This window comes from Rhizobium sp. BK512, assembly GCF_014194915.1.
Taxonomy (GTDB): domain Bacteria; phylum Pseudomonadota; class Alphaproteobacteria; order Rhizobiales; family Rhizobiaceae; genus Rhizobium.
This window is the reverse complement of record NZ_JACIAS010000005.1, coordinates 226,957-247,319: the sequence shown is the minus strand read 5'-3', so window position 1 is coordinate 247,319 and position 20,363 is coordinate 226,957. Positions and strand designations below refer to the sequence as shown.

At 60.6% G+C, this 20,363-nt stretch carries 18 protein-coding genes; 10 read left to right on the top strand and 8 right to left on the bottom strand.

What is annotated here, in order from left to right:
- Window positions 1-124 precede the first annotated feature (124 nt).
- Entirely contained in the window at window positions 125-1,171 is a 1,047-nt protein-coding gene (locus tag FHX06_RS19140; protein WP_113212320.1) for a substrate-binding domain-containing protein, read from the top strand.
- 76 nt (window positions 1,172-1,247) lie between these two features.
- Window positions 1,248-2,456 (top strand): acyl-CoA dehydrogenase family protein, encoded by a 1,209-nt coding sequence (locus tag FHX06_RS19135; protein ID WP_113212321.1) that lies wholly within the window; start codon window positions 1,248-1,250, stop codon window positions 2,454-2,456.
- 68 nt (window positions 2,457-2,524) lie between these two features.
- Here the strand turns inward: FHX06_RS19135 and FHX06_RS19130 are convergent, their stop codons facing one another.
- Window positions 2,525-3,742: an SfnB family sulfur acquisition oxidoreductase gene (locus FHX06_RS19130; RefSeq protein WP_113212322.1), complete on the bottom strand. Its 1,218-nt coding sequence runs from the start codon at window positions 3,740-3,742 to the stop codon at window positions 2,525-2,527.
- 310 nt (window positions 3,743-4,052) lie between these two features.
- Here FHX06_RS19130 and FHX06_RS19125 point away from each other — a divergent pair, with 310 nt between their 5' ends.
- A complete protein-coding gene (locus FHX06_RS19125; protein ID WP_113212323.1) occupies window positions 4,053-5,381 on the top strand; it encodes an LLM class flavin-dependent oxidoreductase in 1,329 nt (442 codons plus the stop codon).
- A gap of 5 nt (window positions 5,382-5,386) precedes the next feature.
- On the opposite strand, the gene FHX06_RS19120 is transcribed toward FHX06_RS19125, so the two are convergent.
- Window positions 5,387-6,163: a class I SAM-dependent methyltransferase gene (locus FHX06_RS19120; RefSeq protein ID WP_183880470.1), complete on the bottom strand. Its 777-nt coding sequence runs from the start codon at window positions 6,161-6,163 to the stop codon at window positions 5,387-5,389.
- Window positions 6,164-6,337: 174 nt separating this feature from the next.
- On the opposite strand from FHX06_RS19120, the gene FHX06_RS19115 reads away from it, so the two are divergent.
- Window positions 6,338-7,252, top strand: a complete 915-nt coding sequence (locus tag FHX06_RS19115; protein ID WP_112972351.1) for a LysR family transcriptional regulator — start codon at window positions 6,338-6,340, stop codon at window positions 7,250-7,252.
- Here FHX06_RS19115 and FHX06_RS19110 read toward each other — a convergent pair.
- The 5 genes from FHX06_RS19110 to FHX06_RS19090 form a co-directional block, all read right to left on the bottom strand.
- Window positions 7,242-7,571, bottom strand: coding sequence for a DUF6665 family protein (locus tag FHX06_RS19110; RefSeq protein ID WP_018114815.1), 330 nt, complete (start codon window positions 7,569-7,571; stop codon window positions 7,242-7,244). The two genes, FHX06_RS19115 and FHX06_RS19110, sit on opposite strands and share 11 nt — an antisense overlap.
- 19 nt (window positions 7,572-7,590) lie before the next feature.
- A complete protein-coding gene (locus FHX06_RS19105) occupies window positions 7,591-7,743 on the bottom strand; it encodes a hypothetical protein (protein ID WP_183880468.1) in 153 nt (50 codons plus the stop codon).
- Between the two features lie 131 nt (window positions 7,744-7,874).
- Complete coding sequence (locus tag FHX06_RS19100) at window positions 7,875-8,516, bottom strand: ThuA domain-containing protein (RefSeq protein WP_018114813.1); 642 nt, start codon at window positions 8,514-8,516, stop codon at window positions 7,875-7,877.
- A 19-nt stretch (window positions 8,517-8,535) separates the two neighbouring features.
- Window positions 8,536-9,639 carry a Gfo/Idh/MocA family protein gene (locus FHX06_RS19095; protein WP_183880683.1) on the bottom strand — a complete coding sequence of 368 codons (1,104 nt, stop codon included), beginning with the start codon at window positions 9,637-9,639 and terminating at the stop codon, window positions 8,536-8,538.
- Window positions 9,640-9,670: 31 nt separating this feature from the next.
- Window positions 9,671-10,870 (bottom strand): ROK family transcriptional regulator, encoded by a 1,200-nt coding sequence (locus FHX06_RS19090; RefSeq protein WP_029616420.1) that lies wholly within the window; start codon window positions 10,868-10,870, stop codon window positions 9,671-9,673.
- Window positions 10,871-11,129: 259 nt separating this feature from the next.
- Here FHX06_RS19090 and FHX06_RS19085 point away from each other — a divergent pair, with 259 nt between their 5' ends.
- The 4 genes from FHX06_RS19085 (at window position 11,130) to FHX06_RS19070 (ending at window position 15,393) form a co-directional block, all read left to right on the top strand.
- Complete coding sequence (locus FHX06_RS19085) at window positions 11,130-12,398, top strand: extracellular solute-binding protein (protein ID WP_162738560.1); 1,269 nt, start codon at window positions 11,130-11,132, stop codon at window positions 12,396-12,398.
- A gap of 99 nt (window positions 12,399-12,497) precedes the next feature.
- Window positions 12,498-13,421: a carbohydrate ABC transporter permease gene (locus FHX06_RS19080; protein ID WP_113212326.1), complete on the top strand. Its 924-nt coding sequence runs from the start codon at window positions 12,498-12,500 to the stop codon at window positions 13,419-13,421.
- Between the two features lie 79 nt (window positions 13,422-13,500).
- The gene (locus FHX06_RS19075; protein ID WP_112972453.1) at window positions 13,501-14,298 is read left to right on the top strand and encodes a carbohydrate ABC transporter permease; all 798 of its coding nucleotides are present in this window, start codon (window positions 13,501-13,503) and stop codon (window positions 14,296-14,298) included.
- Between the two features lie 21 nt (window positions 14,299-14,319).
- A complete protein-coding gene (locus FHX06_RS19070) occupies window positions 14,320-15,393 on the top strand; it encodes an ABC transporter ATP-binding protein (RefSeq protein WP_113212327.1) in 1,074 nt (357 codons plus the stop codon).
- Window positions 15,394-15,494: 101 nt separating this feature from the next.
- Here the strand turns inward: FHX06_RS19070 and FHX06_RS19065 are convergent, their stop codons facing one another.
- Window positions 15,495-16,829: a dicarboxylate/amino acid:cation symporter gene (locus tag FHX06_RS19065; protein ID WP_113212328.1), complete on the bottom strand. Its 1,335-nt coding sequence runs from the start codon at window positions 16,827-16,829 to the stop codon at window positions 15,495-15,497.
- A gap of 207 nt (window positions 16,830-17,036) precedes the next feature.
- On the opposite strand from FHX06_RS19065, the gene FHX06_RS19060 reads away from it, so the two are divergent.
- Together FHX06_RS19060 and FHX06_RS19055 are read left to right on the top strand one after the other, a co-directional pair.
- The gene (locus FHX06_RS19060) at window positions 17,037-18,914 is read left to right on the top strand and encodes a sensor histidine kinase (RefSeq protein ID WP_113212329.1); all 1,878 of its coding nucleotides are present in this window, start codon (window positions 17,037-17,039) and stop codon (window positions 18,912-18,914) included.
- On the top strand, window positions 18,911-20,278 hold the full coding sequence (locus tag FHX06_RS19055; RefSeq protein WP_183880466.1) for a sigma-54-dependent transcriptional regulator: 1,368 nt from the start codon (window positions 18,911-18,913) through the stop codon (window positions 20,276-20,278). The genes FHX06_RS19060 and FHX06_RS19055 overlap by 4 nt, the downstream gene beginning before the upstream one ends.
- Window positions 20,279-20,363: the final 85 nt, after the last annotated feature.

Below are 20,363 nucleotides of genomic sequence, written 5' to 3'. Positions count from 1 at the left end.
GAACCGCCAAAAATCGGATCATTAAATCTACTAAAAACATAGAGTTTATATCTAATAATTCATGCGTCGCGGGGAGCTGCCAACCTGTCAGACGACGCTCTCGATTGACTAGAGGATCGCGACGATGAAATCCCTCGCACGGCTGGCGCTCTCTGCAGCCGCAATTTCTTTCACTCTCTATCAGACCTCCTTTGCCGCCGGTCTCAACGGCGCACCGGCCCCCTTCGACAAGGGCGGCGTCAAGGTGGCGCTGATCAGCTACATCTCGGCGGGTGACTTCTTTCAGGCCTATCAGGCCGGTGCGGAAGCCCAGGCCAAGGCGCTCGATATCGATCTGCGTGTGTTTCCCGGCCGGCAGGATGCCGCCGAGCAGCGTGAGCAGATCCTGCAGGCGATCAATCTCGGCGTAGCCGGTATCGTCGTCGATCACGGCCTGCCAGAATCGCTCGGCGATGTCGTCCAGCAGGCGCTGGACAAGGGCATCAAGGTTGTCGCTTTCGACGTCAACCTCAACAATCCCAAGGTGCCGCAGGTGGAGCAGAGCGACCATGAACTCGCTCGGCTCGGCCTCGACCAGGTCGTCAAGGACAATGGCAAGAGCTTCAAGGCCGGTTATGTCTATGTCGCAGGCTTCGCGCCGCTCGACCGCCGTAACGAGGTCTGGGAGAAGTTCAAGTCGGAGAATTCCGGCGTCGTCGAGAAGGCCCGTTTCGGCAATGTGAGCGATACGACGGCGACCTCGACGGCCGATCAGGCGAAGGCCGCGCTGACCGCCAACCCCGATATCAGTGTCGTCTTCGCCCCCTATGACGAGTTTGCTCGTGGCGTGAAGCTCGCCGCCAATGACCTTGGCATCGCGAGCAAGGTGAAGATCTATTCGGCAGATGTCTCCACTGCCGACATTCAGGAGATCACCGAAGAGGGCAGCCCCTGGGTTGCAACCGTCGCCACCAATCCGGCTGTTGTCGGTGCCGTCTCCGTTCGTGCCGCCGCTCTTCAGATCGCCGGGCAGGAAATCCCGCATCAGATCACAGTGAAGCCGACGCTCCTGACGCAGGAAAGCCTGCGTGCCGCCGGCGTCAAGACGATCGAGGATTTGGCGCAGAAAATCCCGGCCTTCAGCACAAGCGACGCGGCAACCGCGAGCTGGATCCCGGACAAGCTTTTCTAAGCTGCCTGCCTCGATCTTCCGGCGGGGGTTGTGCGGCCCCCGCCGGCCCCATTTCTAGAAACCGGAGTTTCATTCCATGAGCCAGTCCAATGTCGTCTTCGCGACCAACCGTAGCGCGACGCGAGCGGACCTCTTTGCCCGCGCTGAGGACATCTCGGCCGATCTTTCCAGGCGCGCCGCCGAACTCGACCGTGAAGGTCGTCCACCGCTTGCCGAGATCGTCAAGCTGAAGAATGCCGGTCTGCTGAATGCCCTACATGATCAAAAGATCGGTGGCGGTGGCCTTGATTGGGTGGATGGCTTGCGGCTCGTGCGCATCCTGGCGCGCGGCGAAAGCTCGATCGGCCAGCTTCTCGGCTATCACTTCGTCAATAGCCAGTATGTCTATTGGGCGCTTGAGGAAGCCCGCGCTCATGCGCTAGGTGCCGAAACCGTGGCGAAAAACCTCTATTGGGGTGCTGCTGTCAATCCGCGCGATCCAGGTCTTGTTCTCACCCGTCGCGGTAACGGTTATGTGCTGAGCGGGCGTAAGTCCTTCTCTACCGCCGCTCATGTCTCCGACTACATCAATGCCAACGCCACGCTCGGCGACAAGATCGTCGGCTTCGCCGTGCCGACCAATCGGCCCGGCTATCAGGCCAATGACGACTGGGACAATTTCGGTCAGCGGCTCTCTGACAGCGGCAGCGTCGAGTTCCACGATTTCCCTGTTTATGAGGAGGATTTCGTTGGCGTCCCGGTTGCTCCCGATGCCGCCCCGCAGGTACTTTCCACCTTCAACACGCCGCTCATCCAGCTCGTCTTCGTCAACTTCTATCTCGGCAGCGCCGAAGGCGCGCTCCAGACTGCCATCGACTATGTGCGCACGACGACGCGTCCCTGGGTCACTTCGGGCGTCGAGCGGGCTGCGGACGATCCCTATATCCTGGAGCGGGTCGGTGAGTTCACCGCCGCGCTGAAAGCCTCCGCCGCCCTGGCCGATGCGGCAGCGGCGACTGTCCAGGCAGGACTTGCAAAGGGCCATGCTGTCACCGCCCGTGAGCGCGGCGAGGCGGCGGCGGAAGCCTATGCCGCCAAGGTGCACGCCACCCATGTCTCGCTCGATATCACGTCTCGCGTCTTCGAACTAACTGGCGCGCGCTCCACGGCGGAGAAATATCGCTTCGACCGTTTCTGGCGCAATGTGCGCACCCACACGCTGCACGATCCGGTCTTCTACAAGGCCAAGGAAGTCGGCGAATTCGTGCTGAACGACAAGATCCCCGAAGTCAGCCTCTATAGCTGAGACGGGGAGTGGTCGCGAAAAGAACCCCATTTCCGGTGACAGAAATGGGGTTTTAGTTGAGGAGAGAGTTAGAGTGCGCCGTTCTTCGGTGGGATCACGCCGTTCAGGTGATAATTGCCGACGACGTGGTACTTCCAGCGCACGGGATCGTGCAGCGTGTGGGTGCGTGCATTGCGCCAGTGCCGGTCGAGATTGAGTTCGGCCTTGACGGCGGAGGTGCCCGCAAGCTCGAAGAGCGTATTGGTCGCTTCGATGGCGATCTCGGTCGTCAGTACCTTGGCTGCGGCGACAGCAAGCGTGGCTTCAACGACGGTTGCTTCCGTCGTCTCGATCTGGGCCGCATCGACTTTCTGACCGGCACGTTCGAGGAGTGCTGCAGCAGCTTCCAGCCGGATGGCGATCTGTCCGACCTTCGAGATCGTCAGCGGATCCTCTGCGGCGCGTTCGACGCCGCTGTCCATCCAGGGGCGGGATTTGGTGCGCACGAATTCGAGTGTCTCAGCGAAAGCGGCCCGCGCGATGCCGAGATCGATGCCCGCATGGACGATCTGGCCGACCGAGCCGATGGTCGTCGGCCGCTCGAAGCCCTTGTGGTGACGAACGACGGAATCGGCGTGGACATAGACATTGTTGAGGATCGTCGTGCCGCTGCCCGTTGCGCGCTGGCCGAAACCGTCCCAGTCGTCGATGATCTCGACGCCCTCGGTTCCCTTCGGCACGAAGGCCATGACAAGCCGGTCTTCCTCATCGAGCGCGAACACGGTGACCCAGTCAGCGAACAACACGCCCGTCGAGTAGTATTTCTGGCCGTTGATGCGATAGCCGGGTCCGTCCCTGACAATGCGGGTATTGTAGTGGCCGACGGTTTTCGTGCCGCGCTCCGAAAGCGCATTGCCGAAACGATCGCCGGCAAGCGCCCTGCCGAAGAAATACCGCTTCTGCTCCTCGCTGCCATCCACCCGCAAAGCTTCCAGGATGTAGAAATGGTTCTGCGGGATCTGGCCGATCGAGCCATCTGCTTCCGCCAGGATCGCGGTCACTTCGGCCAGAACGGCATTCGAGACATCAAGCCCGCCATATTGCGCGGGAACCGCAATCGCCAGCAGGCCGGATTGTGCAAGCGCGTCGAGTTCGGCGAAAGGTAACCGGCGTTCAGCATCGCGCCCGACGGCGGTGGCGGCGAATTGGGTGGCAAGCGCGCGCGCCGTCTCAAGTGCCTCCTCGTCGCTGGCAATGCGGGCGGCCACGGGCCGGATCTGGTCTTGTTGCCTGAGCACGGTCGTCATCGATTTCTCCAGTTCTGACAGTCGTATGGGTGAAAGAAATCGACACGAGAGGTAAGATTATAAATTCTATAGATGCGCTAGAAAATGGAAAGTGCTTGCTTATCCTGGGCTCGGGTCGGCGGCTAGCCTATCCCTCCGTCCATATCACCGCGAGTTGACCGCTTTGCCGATGAAATCACTGCCGGAAAAACGCGAACCAATCTCGAATAACGGCGCGCGAACCCCTACGTAAACGCAGGCATACGTCATTCCGGCATCCGCGTTCAGCAGAGGGCAGGCGGTCGCTTCGCTCCGATCCACGAGGAAAAACATGACCCGTTCACGGCAGTTGCGCCTCGGCGCCTTCATGCGTCCCGTCAGCCTGCATACCGGCGCATGGCGCTATCCGGGTTCCTATCCAGACGCCAATTTCAATTTCGCTCACATCAAATCCTTCGCGCAGAAGCTCGAAGCCGCGAAATTCGACGCCTTCTTCATGGCGGATCATCTGGCTGTGCTCAACATGCCGGTTGAGGCGCTGAAGCGCAGCCACACCGTGACTTCTTTCGAGCCCTTCACGCTGCTTTCGGCGCTCGCCGCCGTTACCGAAAGAATCGGGCTTGCGGCAACGGCATCCACCACTTTTGACGAGCCCTATCATGTCGCCCGCCGTTTTGCTTCGCTCGATCATCTGAGCAATGGTCGCGCCGCCTGGAATATCGTCACCACGTCCAATCCTGATGCGGCGCTCAACTTCGGTCTCGACGAGCATGTGGAACATGGCGAGCGCTACAAACGGGCGCGCGAATTCTACGATGTCGTCACCGGTCTCTGGGACAGCTTTGCCGACGACGCCTTTGTCCGTGACCGCGAGAGCGGAATTTATTTTGATCCCGAAAAAATGCACGTGCTCAACCATAAGGGCGACGAACTGAGCGTGCGCGGGCCACTGAACATTGCCCGCCCGGTTCAGGGCTGGCCCGTCATTGTGCAGGCCGGCCAGTCTGATCCCGGCCGCCAGCTCGCTGCCGAAACTGCCGAGGTGGTCTTCTGTTCGCCGCGCGACCTCGACGGCGGCAAGGCACTCTACGCTGACATCAAGGGCCGGATGCAGGCTATTGGCCGTAATCGCGATCACCTGAAATTGTTGCCCGCCGCCTTCGTCGTCATCGGCGACAGTATCGAGGAGGCGCGCGCCAAACGTCTTTCCCTCGACAGCCTCGTTCACTACGACAGCGCCATCGCCTCGCTTTCGATCGCGCTTGGCCATGATGCCTCCGGCTTTGATCCGGATGCGCCGCTGCCCAGTGATATTCCCGACACCAACGCCAGCAAGACGGGCCGCGCCCAGGTCATCAAGCTGGCCCAGGAGGAAAACCTCACCGTCCGCCAGCTCGCCCAGCGTTACGGCGGCTATTCCGGCCTTGCCTTTGTCGGCACGCCGGGGAGCATTGCCGATGAGATGGAGCGCTGGCTGGATGAAGAGGGATCCGATGGCTTCAACGTCGTCTTCCCTTATCTGCCGCAGGGGCTCGACGACGTCACAATGCGCCTGGTGCCTGAGTTGCAGCGCCGTGGCCTGTTCCGCAGGGAATACGAGGGCACGACGTTGCGCGAGCATCTCGGCCTGCCGCGACCGGAGAACCGGTTCTTTAGCTGAGGCCGTCAGGGGCGGGCGACGATCAGGCGCAGCGACCCTTCGAAGAAGGGCTGCGTGCGCAGATATCCATAGCGCGCATCCCACTTGCCGTCCTGAAGATCGCGGCCGAGCTCGGCTGCGAAACGCTTGCCGACCGATGGATCGACAAAGCTCCAGGCCGAATTTGCGAGCCGGGAGCCGGGATCGAGCATACGCTCCGGCCGCCCATAATAGGCCTCACCGAAACCATCGATGCAGGCAAGCGGGATCGGCACGGGCAATATCTCGACAGTACCGCCGAGATAGTCAGCAACAGTCTGCATGGCTGGATAACGGCTCGCCTCGACAGAGATCATCTCCGGCGCATAGTCGAACAGCCATGAGCGTTCCAGCTCATTGGGATCGCAGCTCAGGACCAGCACCGGACCGCGCGAAACGCGCCGCATTTCCGAAAGACCGGCCTTGAGGTCGGACCATTGATGCACGGTGAACGTCGCCATGCTCGCATCGAAGGACTGATCGGCGAAGGGCAACTTTTCCGCCGTCGCATCGACCGCCTCGGGCAGATGTGCCGGGCGCTGCGCGCGCATGGAGGCAGACGGTTCGACTGGCGTCACCTTCCGGTCGATCGGTTCGTAGGAGCCGGCGCCCGCGCCGACATTCAGAACGGTCTCGGCATTGTCAAGTGCTGTACGAATGAACTCTGCGATATACGGGTCGGGTTGCCGATACCTTGAGTAGTTGGTGCCGATCACGCCGTAATTGGCGTCGCCCGCACTTCCGTCACTGTGTCTGCTGTTCACGATCACTCTCCATAAATTGCTTCGAAAGCAAAGCTTCGCCATTGCCGGCACGCGTTGCAGTCCAGCATCCTTTGTTCCTGAAAAGGTATTCGGTAGTTCGCGAGCCATAATAAACACCATGGAATTCCGTGTGAAAACCGATATGATTGAACAGATATTGTTCGGAAAACGCACATGGTTCGCCGCATTCCATCGCTCAATGCGCTTCGCGCTTTCGAAGCCGCCGGTCGTCTCGGCCGCATGACGCTTGCTGCCGATGAACTTAATGTCACCCATAGTGCCGTCAGCCGTCAGATCCAGCATCTCGAAAATGTGCTCGGCGTTCCCCTCTTCGAGGGTCCGAAGAACAGGCTGCGCCTGACTGAAGCCGGTAAGACGCTGCTGTCGGGGCTGAACGTTGCCTTCGACCAGATCGATAACTCCGTTCGCGCGGTCGCCGATACCGAGGATGGCGCGCTCGATGTGTCCTGCCCCGGCACCTTCACCATGCGCTGGCTCATCCCGAGGCTTTACCGGTTTCAGGCGGAATATCCCGATATCGACGTGCGCTTGACCGCCTCCTCGCGCCCGGTGGATTTTGCTCGCGACAGTTTCGATGTCGCGATCCGCGTCGGAACCGCACCCTGGCCCGCCGGCGCAGATGTTATCCCGCTCTTTCCGGAGCAGACCGGCCCTGTACTATCACCATCGCTGGCCGAGACCGTAGGTAAGCGCTTCACTGGTGCTGCGCGGCTTCACACGCGTAGCCGGCTGCGTGCCTGGGGCGACTGGCTTGCGCGCTCCGGTGTTGTCTTGGAAGCAGGTGGTCGCGTCGAATACGAGCATTTCTATTTCATGCTGGAGGCGGCTAATGCCGGGCTCGGTGTCTGCGTCGTGCCCTGGCCCTATGTGACGGATGATATCCGCTTCGGCCGGCTGGCAGCGCCGCATGGATTTCTCGAAAGCGGCCATGAATATGTGGCGCTGCGCCGGGCGAGGCGAAACCGCAAATCCACGCTCTTCTGCGAATGGCTGGAAAAGGAGGCGCGCGCATTCCCGCTCTCGCATCCGGCGCCACCGACACAGAGCCAGACCGCCGCTATTTCCTGACGACGCCAACTCGTGCCAGTACCTCACCAGGGATGCCGTATCGCTGGACAATATCCTTGTTGTTCCGCAGCCCGCAAATCTCGCGTTGGACAAAGAGCGCCCAAACGGCGTCCGAGGCGTCGTTGACCAGCGTTTCGCGTTGCTCAGCGGTGTGGCGATCGGGATTCCAAGCCTTCAGGGCAGAGAGAGCCGATTCGACTTTAAGGCCGTTGCGCCCGAGTGAACTGGCGCGCTCCGACATGAGCTCGTATTCGAGTACATTCACCCCGCCTTCGGCCGAAAAGGACTGCCTGAAGGATTGCGGCGGGCGAACGCTCATCGGACTATCCCTCGCTGGATTATTGCGGCGGCACGCCGGTGACCTGGACATAGATCCAGGCCAATGCAAACACGACGATGACCGCAGCGATGATCATGAGCTTGCGGAGCAGGGGATTGGGAGCTTTCGGCGGGGGCTTCGGCTTGCGAAACTTGATAACGTTGTCGCTCATGGTCTTGCTGTCTGGTTCGTTCTTCCTACAGCAGTAACGCATATCGACGGGTTTGGCACCCGTGTCATGCCCAAATATGCGCTTTTCATGTGGGCCGCCGGCGAGAAGCCGGCAGCCCTGATATCAGGCGATCAACGAGCTGCCCAATTGGCGCCGCGACGGAAGATCGTCCTCATCTGCGGCACGTCGAATTCCTTGGCGACATGGCCGAGCGAGGAATAGAAGACGCGGCCCTTGCCGTATTTGCGCTTCCAGACCACCGGCATCGTCACGCCGTCGATCCAATAGGCATGTTCGCCGGTGAAGGTCGTCGTCGCCAGCACCTCGTTCGAGGGATCGACATGCATGTAATACTGCTCGGAATTATAGGGGAAATCAGTGATCCCCTCCATCAAGGGATCGTCCGGCCGGGTGATGTTGACGGTGTAGTTGATGATGTTGCCGGGATGGGCAACCCACTGGCCGCCGATGATGAACTGGTAGTCGGTCGACTCACGGAAGCTGTCGCCGGCGCCGCCGTGATAACCCGCGATGCCGACGCCGCTTTCGATCGCGGCAGCGAGGTTCTTCACTTCTTCCTTCTCGATCTTCGACATGGTGATAACGGGGACGATCAGGCTGAGATCGTGGATCGACGGATCGGCGAAGGCCTCTGTGCTGTGCTCCACATAGACCTTGAAGCCGTCTTCCTCGAGAATGTCCTTGATGATTGCGGCGCATTGTTCCGGTTCGTGGCCGGCCCAGCCGCCCCAGACGATCAGTGCTTCACGCATCGTGTATTCCTCCTGAAAATTACTTGCCGAGCAGTCCGTCGACGAGGGATTGAGAAAGCGGAGCAGGGCGCTCCGTTGTCGTGGTAAGGGTTACGGTGCCGCCCGTGTCGGACGCCTTCTGGAAGGCTTCCATGACTTCCAGCACATGCAGCGCCAGATCACCGTTTGCGCGATGCGGCCGGTTCGACCGGATGGCATGGGCGAGATCGGCCACACCGAGAGAGCGATAGTTGCCGTCGGCATAGGGCAGGGTCACCGGCTGGTCCTCAAGCTCGCCGCCCTTCTTCAGATATTCGACCGGGCCGGCGAAGCGGTTGGGGTCCGGCACGATCAGCGTGCCTTCGGTGCCGTAGACTTCAAGCGGCACGTGCTTGTGGCCGGCGACATCGAAGCTCATGCCGATCTGCACGACAGCACCGTTGGCGAAAGCCATGACGCCGGCGACATGCGTCGGAATATGAACCGGAATGCGTTCGCCGTTGCGCGGCTCACTGGTAATGATGCGCTCTTTGCGCGGGGTCACCGCAAAGCCGGCGACTTTGGCGACCGGTCCGAGCAGGTTGACGAGATCGGTGATGTAATAGGGACCCATGTCGAGCATCGGGCCGCCGCCAACTTCATAGTAGAAGGCCGGGTTGGGGTGCCAGCGCTCATGGCCGGGGCACATGAAGGTCGCGGTCCCGCCGACCGGGATGCCGATCACGCCCTCGTCGATCAGTGCGCGGGCAGTCTGATGGCCGCCACCAAGGAACGTGTCGGGGGCTGCACCGATGCGCAGGCCCTTGGCCTTTGCGGCATCCGCCAATTTTTTCCCTTCCGCGAAATTAATCCCCAGCGGCTTTTCCGAATAGGTGTGCTTGCCAGCATCTAATGCCTGCAGCCCGACCGCGACATGGGCCTTCGGAATGGTCAGGTTGACGATGATCTCGACCTTAGGATCAGCGAGAAGCTCATCGACCGTGCGGGCTTGAAGGTTGAATTCCGAGGCCTTTGCCTCTGCAAGTTCGCGATTGAGGTCGGCCAGTCCGCGGATCTCGAGGATCGGAAATGCCGACGTCATCGCCTTCAGATAGGCGCCCGAAATATTACCGCATCCAATGATGCCGATACCGACTTTTTCCATCATGTCCTCCATAAATACTGGTTTTTGCGCGTCAAAGCGCAGGCCCCGTTGTGCTCCAGGGCGATTCGTAGAGTTCGTAAAGGGCGACAGCGGCTGCACCCTGCGCCCAGAAATCGTCGGTCGAATCGTCGAAGACGAGTTCGCTGACGCCTTTGAGCGACGGCGGAATTGCCAACGCATAGGCATCCCGCAAGCTGTTGAGGAAGGGCTCACCCAGCGCAAGCGAGGAGCCGACGAGAATGACTCGTGGCGGCGCAAACAGCGTGACGATATTGGCGATTGTCAGCCCCACCGCCTCGCCGGCGCGCACGGCCGCGGCAATGAGCCGGTCGTCGTCGGCCTGGATCAGCGCCTGCACATGCGTCATGCCGCGGCCGAGGCGTACCGCTTCAGCAAAGCGCCCATCGGCCTGCTGTTCGCCGAGAATGGCACTTTCGCCGGCCTGGCTGGAAAGTCTGACCACGCCTTGCTGGCCCATGCCGAGAACCAGGTCGCCCAGATTGTGGCTGAGGCCGCCGGCGCCGCGAAAAAGCTGATTGTCGTGCAGCACGCCGAGACCGAGCGTCTGCTCCAGCGAGATCAGCACCATGTCTTCGAGATCGCGGGCCTTGCCGAACCAATGATGGCCAAGAGTTATGGCATGTGCGTCGCTCTCTATGATGGTCGGTGTCGACAGGCGGGCGGACATTTCCGCAGCAAAATCAATGTTGGCTTCACGGAATATGGGGCTCGAACGGATGTGGCCGGTACGGTGTTCGATGACGCCGGGAAGGGCCAGGCAGATGCTGTCTATATCATCGAGCGAGAGGCCGATATCGACGACGCAGCGTCGCACACCATCCTCGATGAGATCGGCAATCACGGCAATCGGCTGTCGATCAATGCGGATCGGCAAGGTGAGCTTGGAGAGCACGTCGCCGCGGAAATTGGTCACGACGAATATCATGCGGCTGGCGGCGATCTTGGCGCCGACGACCCGGGCAGCATCCGGATTGACCTCAAGCATGACGCGCGGCCTGCCACGCACCGCCTCGTTGCGGATATCGCCCTCGTGGATCGGCAAAATGAGCCCGTCATCGAGAAGCGAGGCGGTAATGGCCGAAACTGTCGTCGTGGACAATTCAGTGCGTTCGCTGATCTGGATGCGGGAGATCGGGCCGTGGCGCCGGATCGTATCCAGCACGTTCAAGCGGTTGATGGCACGCATCAATTCAGGATCGGCAGTCTTCATCGTCTCGTGCGCACCTAAACTGTCATAGGGCCTCGCGATTTTTTTCGAGAGGCAAATTAAATTCGCCTTGTTGTAGATCTGATTTTCGCAATCGCGCAATAGAAATTTCCGTAATTGCATCATTTTGCGCATCCTTTGCCGCTTTTTCAGGCAGGGTATTGACAGAGAGGCAAAGGCTGCGATTATTTAATCCGGATACAGAAATAAAGCGCCTCGGGAGGAGTGCCACGTGCTGACCACCAAAACTCATCGCATCAACATGCTGTCGGCGATCGCAATTGCTGTTGCCGGCTATTGTGCATCGACGGCTACGGCTGCCGCCGATACGACCATCCGCTGGCTCCACCTGGAGCAGGTTCCAGGCACCATCGAAGTGTGGAACAAGCTCGCCAAAGACTTCGAAGCGAGCCATCCTGGCGTCAAGATCGAACTGCAGTTCCTTGAAAATCAGGCCTTCAAGGCGAAGCTGCCGACGCTGCTGCAGTCAAACGAGGCGCCGAGCTTTTTTTACACCTGGGGCGGCGGCGTGCTGAAGGCGCAGGCCGAGACCGGAATGCTGCGGCCGATCGATGCCGCGCTTGATGCCGATGGAGGCGCATGGCGCAACGGCACCAGCGCCGCGACGATCGATGGCATGACTTTCGACGGCAAGGTCTGGGCAGCGCCCTACAAGACCGGCCTCGTCTCCTTCTTCTACAACAAGGAACTGTTCAAGAAGGCCAATGTCGACGCCACCCAAATCAAGACCTGGGGTGACTTCCTTAACGCTGTGAAGACGCTCAAGGCCGCAGGCATCGTGCCGATCGCCGGCGGCGGTGGCGACAAGTGGCCGATCCATTTCTACTGGGGTTATCTCGCCATGCGCGAAGCCGGCCACGACGGTTTCGAAAAGGCCAAGGCCGGCGAGGGTGATGGTTTCGCCGGTGAGGCCTTCGTGAAGGCCGGCGAGCATCTTGCCGAGCTTGGCAAGCTCGAACCCTTCCAGAACGGTTATCTCGGTGCCACCTGGAACGACGCGCTCGCTGCCTTCGGCGATGGCCGCGCGGCGATGCTGCTCGGCTTTGAAAACACCAACGACACCTCGCGCGCCAGCTCGACCAGCGGCAAGGGTCAGACGGACGACAATATCGGCCGCTTCCCGTTCCCGGTCGTTGAAGGTGCTCCCGGTGTGGCAACCGACTACCTCGGCCGTCTGAACGGTTGGGTTGTCACCAAGAATGCGCCCCCGGAAACCGAAGAATTCCTGAAATTCCTCGGCAACCCGGAAAATCAGAAACTGCTGGCCCAGAAGACCGGCATCATTCCTGTCGCCAAGGGCTCGGCCGATGGCGTTCAGAATGTGCTTCTGAAGGACAGCGCCGTGGCTCTCGATCAGGAAACCTGGCACCAGAACTTCCTCGATCAGGATCTCGGTCCGAATGTCGGCGGTGTCGTCAACGACATGACGATGGACATCGTCTCCGGTTCGACGTCGCCGGCCGACGCCGCCCAGCAGATCCAGGACGCCTACTCGCTCGAAGCGAAGTAAAAATCCGCCGGCGCTCAAGCAGGGCGCCGGCTTCTTCTCACTCGCGGCGCAGTCGCGAATTCGCCCGAGGAGTCCTAGAGACCAATGAGTGATACTTTCATGTCAGCAAATGTGGCAGGGACGAGCGCCAAAGTTGCGCCGCGCCGGCACAAGCGTTCGCTGGCTCACAGCAAATGGCCGGTACTGATCCTTTTCCTGCCGCCCGCATTGATGCTTTTCACCCTGCTCGTCATCGTGCCGATGGGCGAAGCCGCCTGGTATTCCTTCTACAACTGGAACGGCTACGGCGACCCGACGCAATGGATCGGTCTCCGCAACTACCAGCTCATCTTCCGCAACGGTGCCTTCACCCAGGCGCTTGTCAATAATGGCCTGATCGTCCTTATCTCGCTCTGTGTGCAGATTCCGCTGGCGCTATGGCTTGCGACAATGGTTTCCAGCAAGATCAAGGGCGCGCTGTTCTTCCGGCTGATCTTCTTCCTGCCCTATGTTCTCGCGGACGTTGCCGCCGGCATGATCTGGCGCTTCGTCTATGATGGCGATTTTGGCCTCGTTGCGGGCATTTCGCACATGATCGGCGTCGAGCCGCCCTTCTGGCTGGCCGATCGCAACGTTGCCATGTATGCCATTCTCGGCGTTATCGTCTGGAAGTATTTCGGCTTTCACATGATGCTCTTCATTGCCGGCCTTCAAGCGATCGATAAAAGCGTGCTGGAAGCTGCCGATATCGATGGTGCGACCGGCTGGCAGAAATTCCGGCACGTAACCCTGCCGCTACTCGGCTCCACGGTTCGCCTCTCGGTCTTCTTCGGTGTCGTCGGCTCCCTGCAGCTCTTCGACATGATCATGCCGCTGACCGGCGGTGGTCCGTCGAACTCGACGCAGACCATGGTGACCTTCCTTTACAATTTCGGGGTGACCCGCATGCAGGTCGGTTTCGGCAGCGCCGTTGGTGTCGTGCTGTTCGTGATCTGCGTCACGCTCGCCTTCAGCTACAAGCGGATTTTCATGCGCAATGACTGATATCTCGACCGCACCACCCATCGACGCCACCACGGCAAACAGCGCCGGCCGCAAGGTCCGTACCGGCACGCAGATCTACATGTATGTCTCGCTGCTGATCGTTGCCGGCCTCGTCGTCATCCCGTTGATCAGCACCGCGCTCGGCGGCTTCAAGACACTGTCCGACCTTCGCGGCAATCCCTTCGGTCTGCCGACGGTATGGCAGTGGAGCAACTACATCGACATCATCGTCAGCCAGCGCTATTGGCTGCAGATGGGCAATTCGCTGCTGATCGCCCTGCTCACAGTCTTCCTGACGCTGACTCTGGGCGCCATGGCCGCTTTCTGCTTTGCCCATATCCGTTTCTTCGGCTCGACCTATCTGGTCAACTACTTCCTGATCGGGCTGATGTTCCCGGCGGCCACCGCGATCCTGCCGCTTTACATCCGCATCCGCGATCTCGGGCTTCTCAATACCTATTGGGGCGTGGTGCTGCCGCAGGTGGCCTTCGGGCTCGGCATGAGTATCATGCTCTTCCGCAATTATTTTAGGAACCTGCCGTCAGAGCTCTTCGATGCGGCTTTTGTCGATGGTTGCGGCTATATGCGCTTCTTCTGGCACATATCGCTGCCGCTCTCGCGCCCGATCATCGCCACCGTCGGCATCATCTCCTTCGTTGGCAGCTGGAACAGCTATATCGTGCCGCTGATCATGCTCAATTCCGAGAGCCTCTATCCCTGGCCGCTCGGCATCATGGTCTATAGAGGCGAGTTCGCCACCGATTGGCATCTCATCCTGGCGTTCATAACGCTGACCATCCTGCCGACCATCATCGTCTTTTTCCTCGCCCAGAAGCACATCATCGCCGGCCTGACCGCTGGTGCGGTGAAGTCCTGAGCCCGCATAGGAGACACGCACATGGCGTCCGTCGAACTCAAGAATATCCGCAAGGCCTATGGATCGCTCGATGTGATCCACAATATCTCGCTGTCGATCGAGGATGGGCAGTTCGTCGCCCTCGTCGGCCCGTCCGGCTGCGGCAAGTCCACGCTGCTGCGCATGATCGCCGGCCTTGAGGAAATCACCAGCGGCGAGATCATGATCGATGACGCCGTCGTCAACGAGCTGACGCCGCGCGAGCGCAACATTGCCATGGTGTTCCAGTCCTATGCCCTCTATCCGCATATGACGGTCGCCGAAAACATGGGCTTCAATTTGAAACTATCAGGTCTTCCCAAGCCGCAGATCGAGCAGCGTGTGGCCGAGGCCGCCCGCATGCTCGATCTGACGAAACTGATGGATCGCAAGCCCGCACAGCTTTCCGGTGGCCAGCGCCAGCGAGTCGCCATGGGCCGCGCCATCGTGCGCAATCCGGCCGTTTTCCTGTTCGATGAGCCGCTCTCCAACCTCGATGCGAAGCTGCGCGTGCAGATGCGCTCGGAAATCAAGACGCTGCACCAGAAGGTCAACACGACCTCGATCTACGTCACGCACGACCAGATCGAAGCGATGACGCTTGCCGACCGCATCGTCGTCCTGAACCAGGGCAAGATCGAGCAGGAGGGCACGCCCCTCGAACTCTACAAGAAGCCGGCCAATCTCTTCGTCGCCGCCTTTATCGGCTCTCCGGCGATGAACCTCATCGAAGGCGTCGTCGAAGGTGAGGGTGGCCGGCCGGCCGCACGCCTTTCGGACGGGACTGCGATCCGTATCGCGCCTGACCGCAAGGTTCGCCCCGGCCAGGCAGTGACCGTCGGCCTTCGTCCTGAACATTTGACACCCGGCGGCAGGGAGGGAAATGCGCTTGCCGGCCAGACCTTGCTGGTCGAGCCGACGGGCGCCCAGACGCATGTCGTCTTCGATCTCGCCGGTCAGCCGGTCACCGCTGTGGTGGATGGGGATTATGCTGCCCGCTACGGTGCGCGTTTCGAAGCCAATATTTCCAGCGAGCAGGTCCATATTTTCGACCGGGGTACGGGTCTGGCGCTCTAAGTTTAAGAGATAGCGAGCGGGCTTCGTTGGCCCGCCCAATCGATCTCAAATGAAATGCGCCGCCAATCGTCTGACTGGCGGCGGATTTTTTGTCTCGCTGTTTACTCGGCGGGCACTGCCACCGGGGCAAGCAGGTCGCTCTCATCGCGCAGATTGCCGGCCATCGCCGCGGCAAAACGGGTCTGGTCGAGTTCGTTTTCCCAGCGGGCGACGACGATGGTGGCAACCGCATTGCCGACGAGGTTGGTCAGCGCGCGGCATTCCGACATGAAGCGGTCGATGCCGAGGATGAGCGCCATGCCGGCGATCGGAACCGAGGGAACGACCGAGAGCGTGGCGGCAAGCGTGATGAAGCCGGCACCGGTAATGCCGGCGGCACCCTTGGAGCTGAGCATCGCCACGAGCAGCAGCAGGATCTGGTCGCCGAAGCTCAGATGCGTATCCGTCGCCTGGGCGATGAAGAGTGCCGCCAGCGTCATATAGATGTTGGTGCCGTCGAGATTGAAGGAATAGCCGGTCGGAATGACGAGACCGACAACCGAGCGCTTGCAGCCGGCGCGTTCCATCTTGTTCATCAGACCGGGCAGGGCGGCTTCAGACGACGAGGTGCCGAGCACCAACAGCAGCTCTTCCTTGATATAGCGCAGCAGCGCCAGGATGGAGAAGCCGTTATAGCGGGCGACCGCGCCGAGTACGACCAGCACGAAGAGCAGCGAGGTCAGATAGAAGGTACCGATCAGGAAGGCGAGGTTGGCGATCGCGCCGATGCCATATTTACCGATCGTGAAGGCCATGGCGCCAAAGGCGCCGATCGGGGCGAACTTCATCAGGATCGCGACGAGGCGGAAGACTGGAGCTGTCAGAACCTGGAAGAAGTCGAGAACCGGCTTGCCGCGTTCGCCGACAGAGCCGAGCGCGATGCCGAAGACGACGGAGAAGAACAGCACCTGCAGGATGTCGCCTTTGGCGAAAGCGCCGACGATCGTGTCCGGGATGATGTTCATCAGGAAGCCGACGATTGTCGCGTCATGGGCCTGAGCGGCGTAGTTGTTGACGGCCTTCGTATCCAGCGTCGCCGGATCGATATGCATGCCGGCGCCTGGCTGCAGCACATTGGAAACGACAAGGCCGACGACGAGCGCCAGCGTCGAGAAGACGAGAAAGTAGCCAAGCGCCTTACCGACCACGCGACCGAACTTCTTGAGATCGGCCATGCCGGCAATGCCGGTCGTGACCGTCAGGAAGATGACGGGCGCGATCACCATGCGCACGAGCTTGATGAACGCGTCTCCGAGCGGCTGCAGCGAAGCGCCGAGAGATGGGTAGAAGTGGCCGAGCAGAATGCCGGCCGCGATGGCGGCGAGAACCTGCACGTAGAGGTGCCGGTAAAGGGGAGTTTTGCCGCGATCTGCAGCGGCGTGCATTGCAATATCCATGGTGTCCTCCACTATGCCGGACGCCAATAGGGCGACGGCCAAGTCATGATGGTCAAACAGCCTCCCGACTGATGAGGACTTGTTTTGCAACGCGCGTGCCAGTTTCCTCTGATTTCCTAATTCATTGATATTGTTGAATATGACTGGTTGATGCAGATGAGATAGTGCGAGTTTTCGCACAAAGTGATTTGTCGGTCGTGCGAAAACATGCACAATGCGGCCATGCTCCAGAGGACCGCAAACGAACGTTTCCTGACGCCTGAACAGCTTGGCCGGCGCTCCCGGTCGGTGTGGCTGGTCTTTGCGGCGCTCGCGGCCATTCTGATCGGCACGGCCCTTTACGGCGCCGGCGTCTATGGTCGACTGCAGGCAATTGCGGCGCTGGAGGATCAGGGGCAGACGGACGCCAATCTCAAGGTGGCGCTGCTGCGTGCCGTGCTGGAGGGACCGAGGGCTCTGCCGCTGCTCCTTGCGGATGACCAGCAGGTGCGAGACGCTCTGGCATCGGGGCAGGGAGAGGCCGTCATGGGGCTTGATCGCAAGCTTCAGAGCCTTGTCGCCGGCACCCGCGCTTCGGTTCTCTATGTAACCGGCAGGAACGGCATCGCGATCGCTTCCAGCAACTGGCAGGAGCCTCTGAGCTTTGTAGGCAACGACTATTCCTTCCGTGATTATTTTCGCCGTGCGATGGAAAATGGGACGGCAGAGCACTTCGCGCTAGGCAATGTCAGCAACCGGCCGGGGCTTTATATTTCCCGACGGGTCGGGGATGCTGCGGCTCCACTTGGCGTCGTCGTCGTCAAGATGGAGTTCGATCAGCTGGAATCGGACTGGCGCGATGCAGCCCGGCCGGCCTATGTCATCGATGAGCACGGTGTCGTGCTTATCACCAGCTTGCCGTCATGGCGTTTTATGACGGCCAAGTCCCTGCCGCAGGAAAGCCTTGCGGCGATCAGGACGAGCTTACAATTCGGCGAGGCGCCGCTGCTGCCACTGCCGATCGACGAACGGCAGGAACTGAGGCCTGGAGCCGCAATCGTCCACGCCATCATGCCGGGCGCCGGGGAGGGCGAGTTCCTGCGATTGCGCACGGAGGTGCCGTCAACAACCTGGCAACTCGAATATCTCGTGCCGACAGAAGCGCCGATAGCCTCTTCCGTGCGCGAATGGCGGCTGCTGACATTGGCAGCCCTCATTCCCGTGCTCGCGATCATGACGTTTCTGCTGCGCCGCCGCCAGATCGCCGTCATGCGTATTGCGACCGAGCGCGCCGCGCGCGAGGAGCTGGAGCGTCGGGTGCTGGAGCGCACTCAGGATCTGAGCCGCGCCCGTGACCGCCTGCAGGAGGAGATAACGGACCATCGCGCCACCGAAGCAAGGCTGCAGGTGGTTCAACAGGAGCTGGTGCAGGCGAACCGTCTGGCGATCCTGGGGCAGGTTGCCGCCGGCGTGGCACATGAGATCAATCAGCCGGTCGCGACTATCCGTGCCTATGCCGACAATGCCCGCACCTTCCTCAAACGGCGGCAGCCGGATTCAGCCGACGACAATCTCGGTGCGATTGCCAGCCTGACGGAACGCATCGGTGCCATCACCGAGGAGTTGAAGGCTTTTGCCCGCAAGGGTCGCACCGCGGCGGAGCCGACAGAACTGCGCGCGGCCATCGAAGGCGCAGTCGTTCTGCTGCGGAGCCGTTTTGCTGGCCGATTGGATGCGCTCGATATCAAGCTGCCCTCTGCCGATCTGAAAGTAAACGGCAATCGCATCCGGTTGGAGCAGGTGCTGATCAATCTCTTTCAGAACGCGCTGGAGGCGCTGGAGGGCCGCGAGGGCGCAAAGGTGGAGGTCTTTTGCGAGGAGATGGGCAACCAGGTAGCGGTGAGCGTCATCGATAACGGCCCAGGCATATCTGCGGACATCCTCGGCTCGCTCTTTTCGCCTTTCAATACCTCCAAGGAAAAGGGCCTTGGTCTTGGCCTCGTCATCTCGAAGGATATCGTTGCCGATTATGGCGGCCGTATCGAGGTCGACAGCAACGAGAGCGGCACCCGCTTTACCGTCTATCTGCAGAAGGCACAGGCATGAGTGAAACTATCCCGGTCTTTCTTATCGATGACGACAAGGATCTCCTGAAGGCGACGAAGCAGACGCTGGAGCTTGCCGGCTTTTCGGTTTCGACCTTTTCCGCCGCCACGGAAGCTCTGAAGGATCTGAGCGCGGAGTTCTCGGGTGTCGTCGTTTCCGACATCCGCATGCCGCATATCGACGGATTGCAGCTCTTCGATCGAATCTGTCGCCTCGATGAAGACCTTCCCGTGATCCTGATCACAGGGCATGGCGATATCCCGATGGCCGTCAAGGCAATCCAGGACGGGGCCTATGACTTCATCACCAAGCCTTTTGCAGCCGACAGGCTGGTCCAAAGCGTGCGCCGCGCCGCCGAAAAACGCCGGCTCGTGCTCGACAACCGGTCGCTGCGCGACGCGGCTGAACAGGCGCAGGGCGATCTGCCGCTGATTGGCCAGACGCCTGCCATGGAGCGCCTGCGACGAACGCTCCGGCAGATCGCCGACACCGATGTCGACGTCCTGGTGACTGGCGAAACCGGCAGCGGCAAGGAAGTAGTGGCAAGCCTGCTGCATCGCTGGAGCCGTCGTTCGAAGGGAAACTTCGTAGCGCTGAATTGCGGCGCCCTGCCTGAAACGGTGATCGAGAGCGAACTCTTCGGTCACGAAGCCGGGGCGTTCACGGGTGCCCAGAAGAAACGCATCGGCCGCATCGAACATTCGAGCGGTGGGACGTTGTTTCTCGATGAAATCGAAAGCATGCCGGCCCCCGCCCAGGTGCAGATGCTGCGCGTCCTGGAAATGCGCGAAGTCATGCCACTCGGCACCAACGAGGTGCGGCCGGTCGACCTGCGTGTCGTGGCTGCGGCCAAGGTTGATCTCGGCGATCCGCGCGAGCGCGGCGATTTCCGCGAGGATCTCTATTATCGGCTCAATGTCGTGACGATCAGCATCCCGCCGCTGCGCGACCGGCGCGACGACATCCCGCTCCTCTTCGCCCACTTCACCGAACGGGCCGCCACCCGCTTCAAGCGTCCGGCACCCGTCGCTTCGCCAGAAATGCACCGCCACCTGAAGAGCCATGACTGGCCGGGCAATGTGCGCGAACTCTCTCATTTCGCCGAACGCTTTGTCCTCGGTCTTGAAGCGGCGGCGGTGGAGCCGAGGCAAAACGGGGTTGAAAACAAAGATGCCCCCTTGCCTCTGCCGGCGAGGATGGACCGCTATGAGGCCGATATCATCCGCGAGACGCTGACCCGGAACGATGGCGACGTACGCCGGACAATCGAAACCCTCGGCATTCCACGCAAGACCTTTTACGACAAACTGCAGCGGCACGGCATCGAACGGGCCGCGTTCAGCTCGTCAAAGCCCGAAAGCTGACGCGTCGGTTACCGCAGAACAGGTCGCTGCACAGATTGCTATGTAACAACGAGCCGCAACCATAAAGACTGGGTTGAGGCCAATT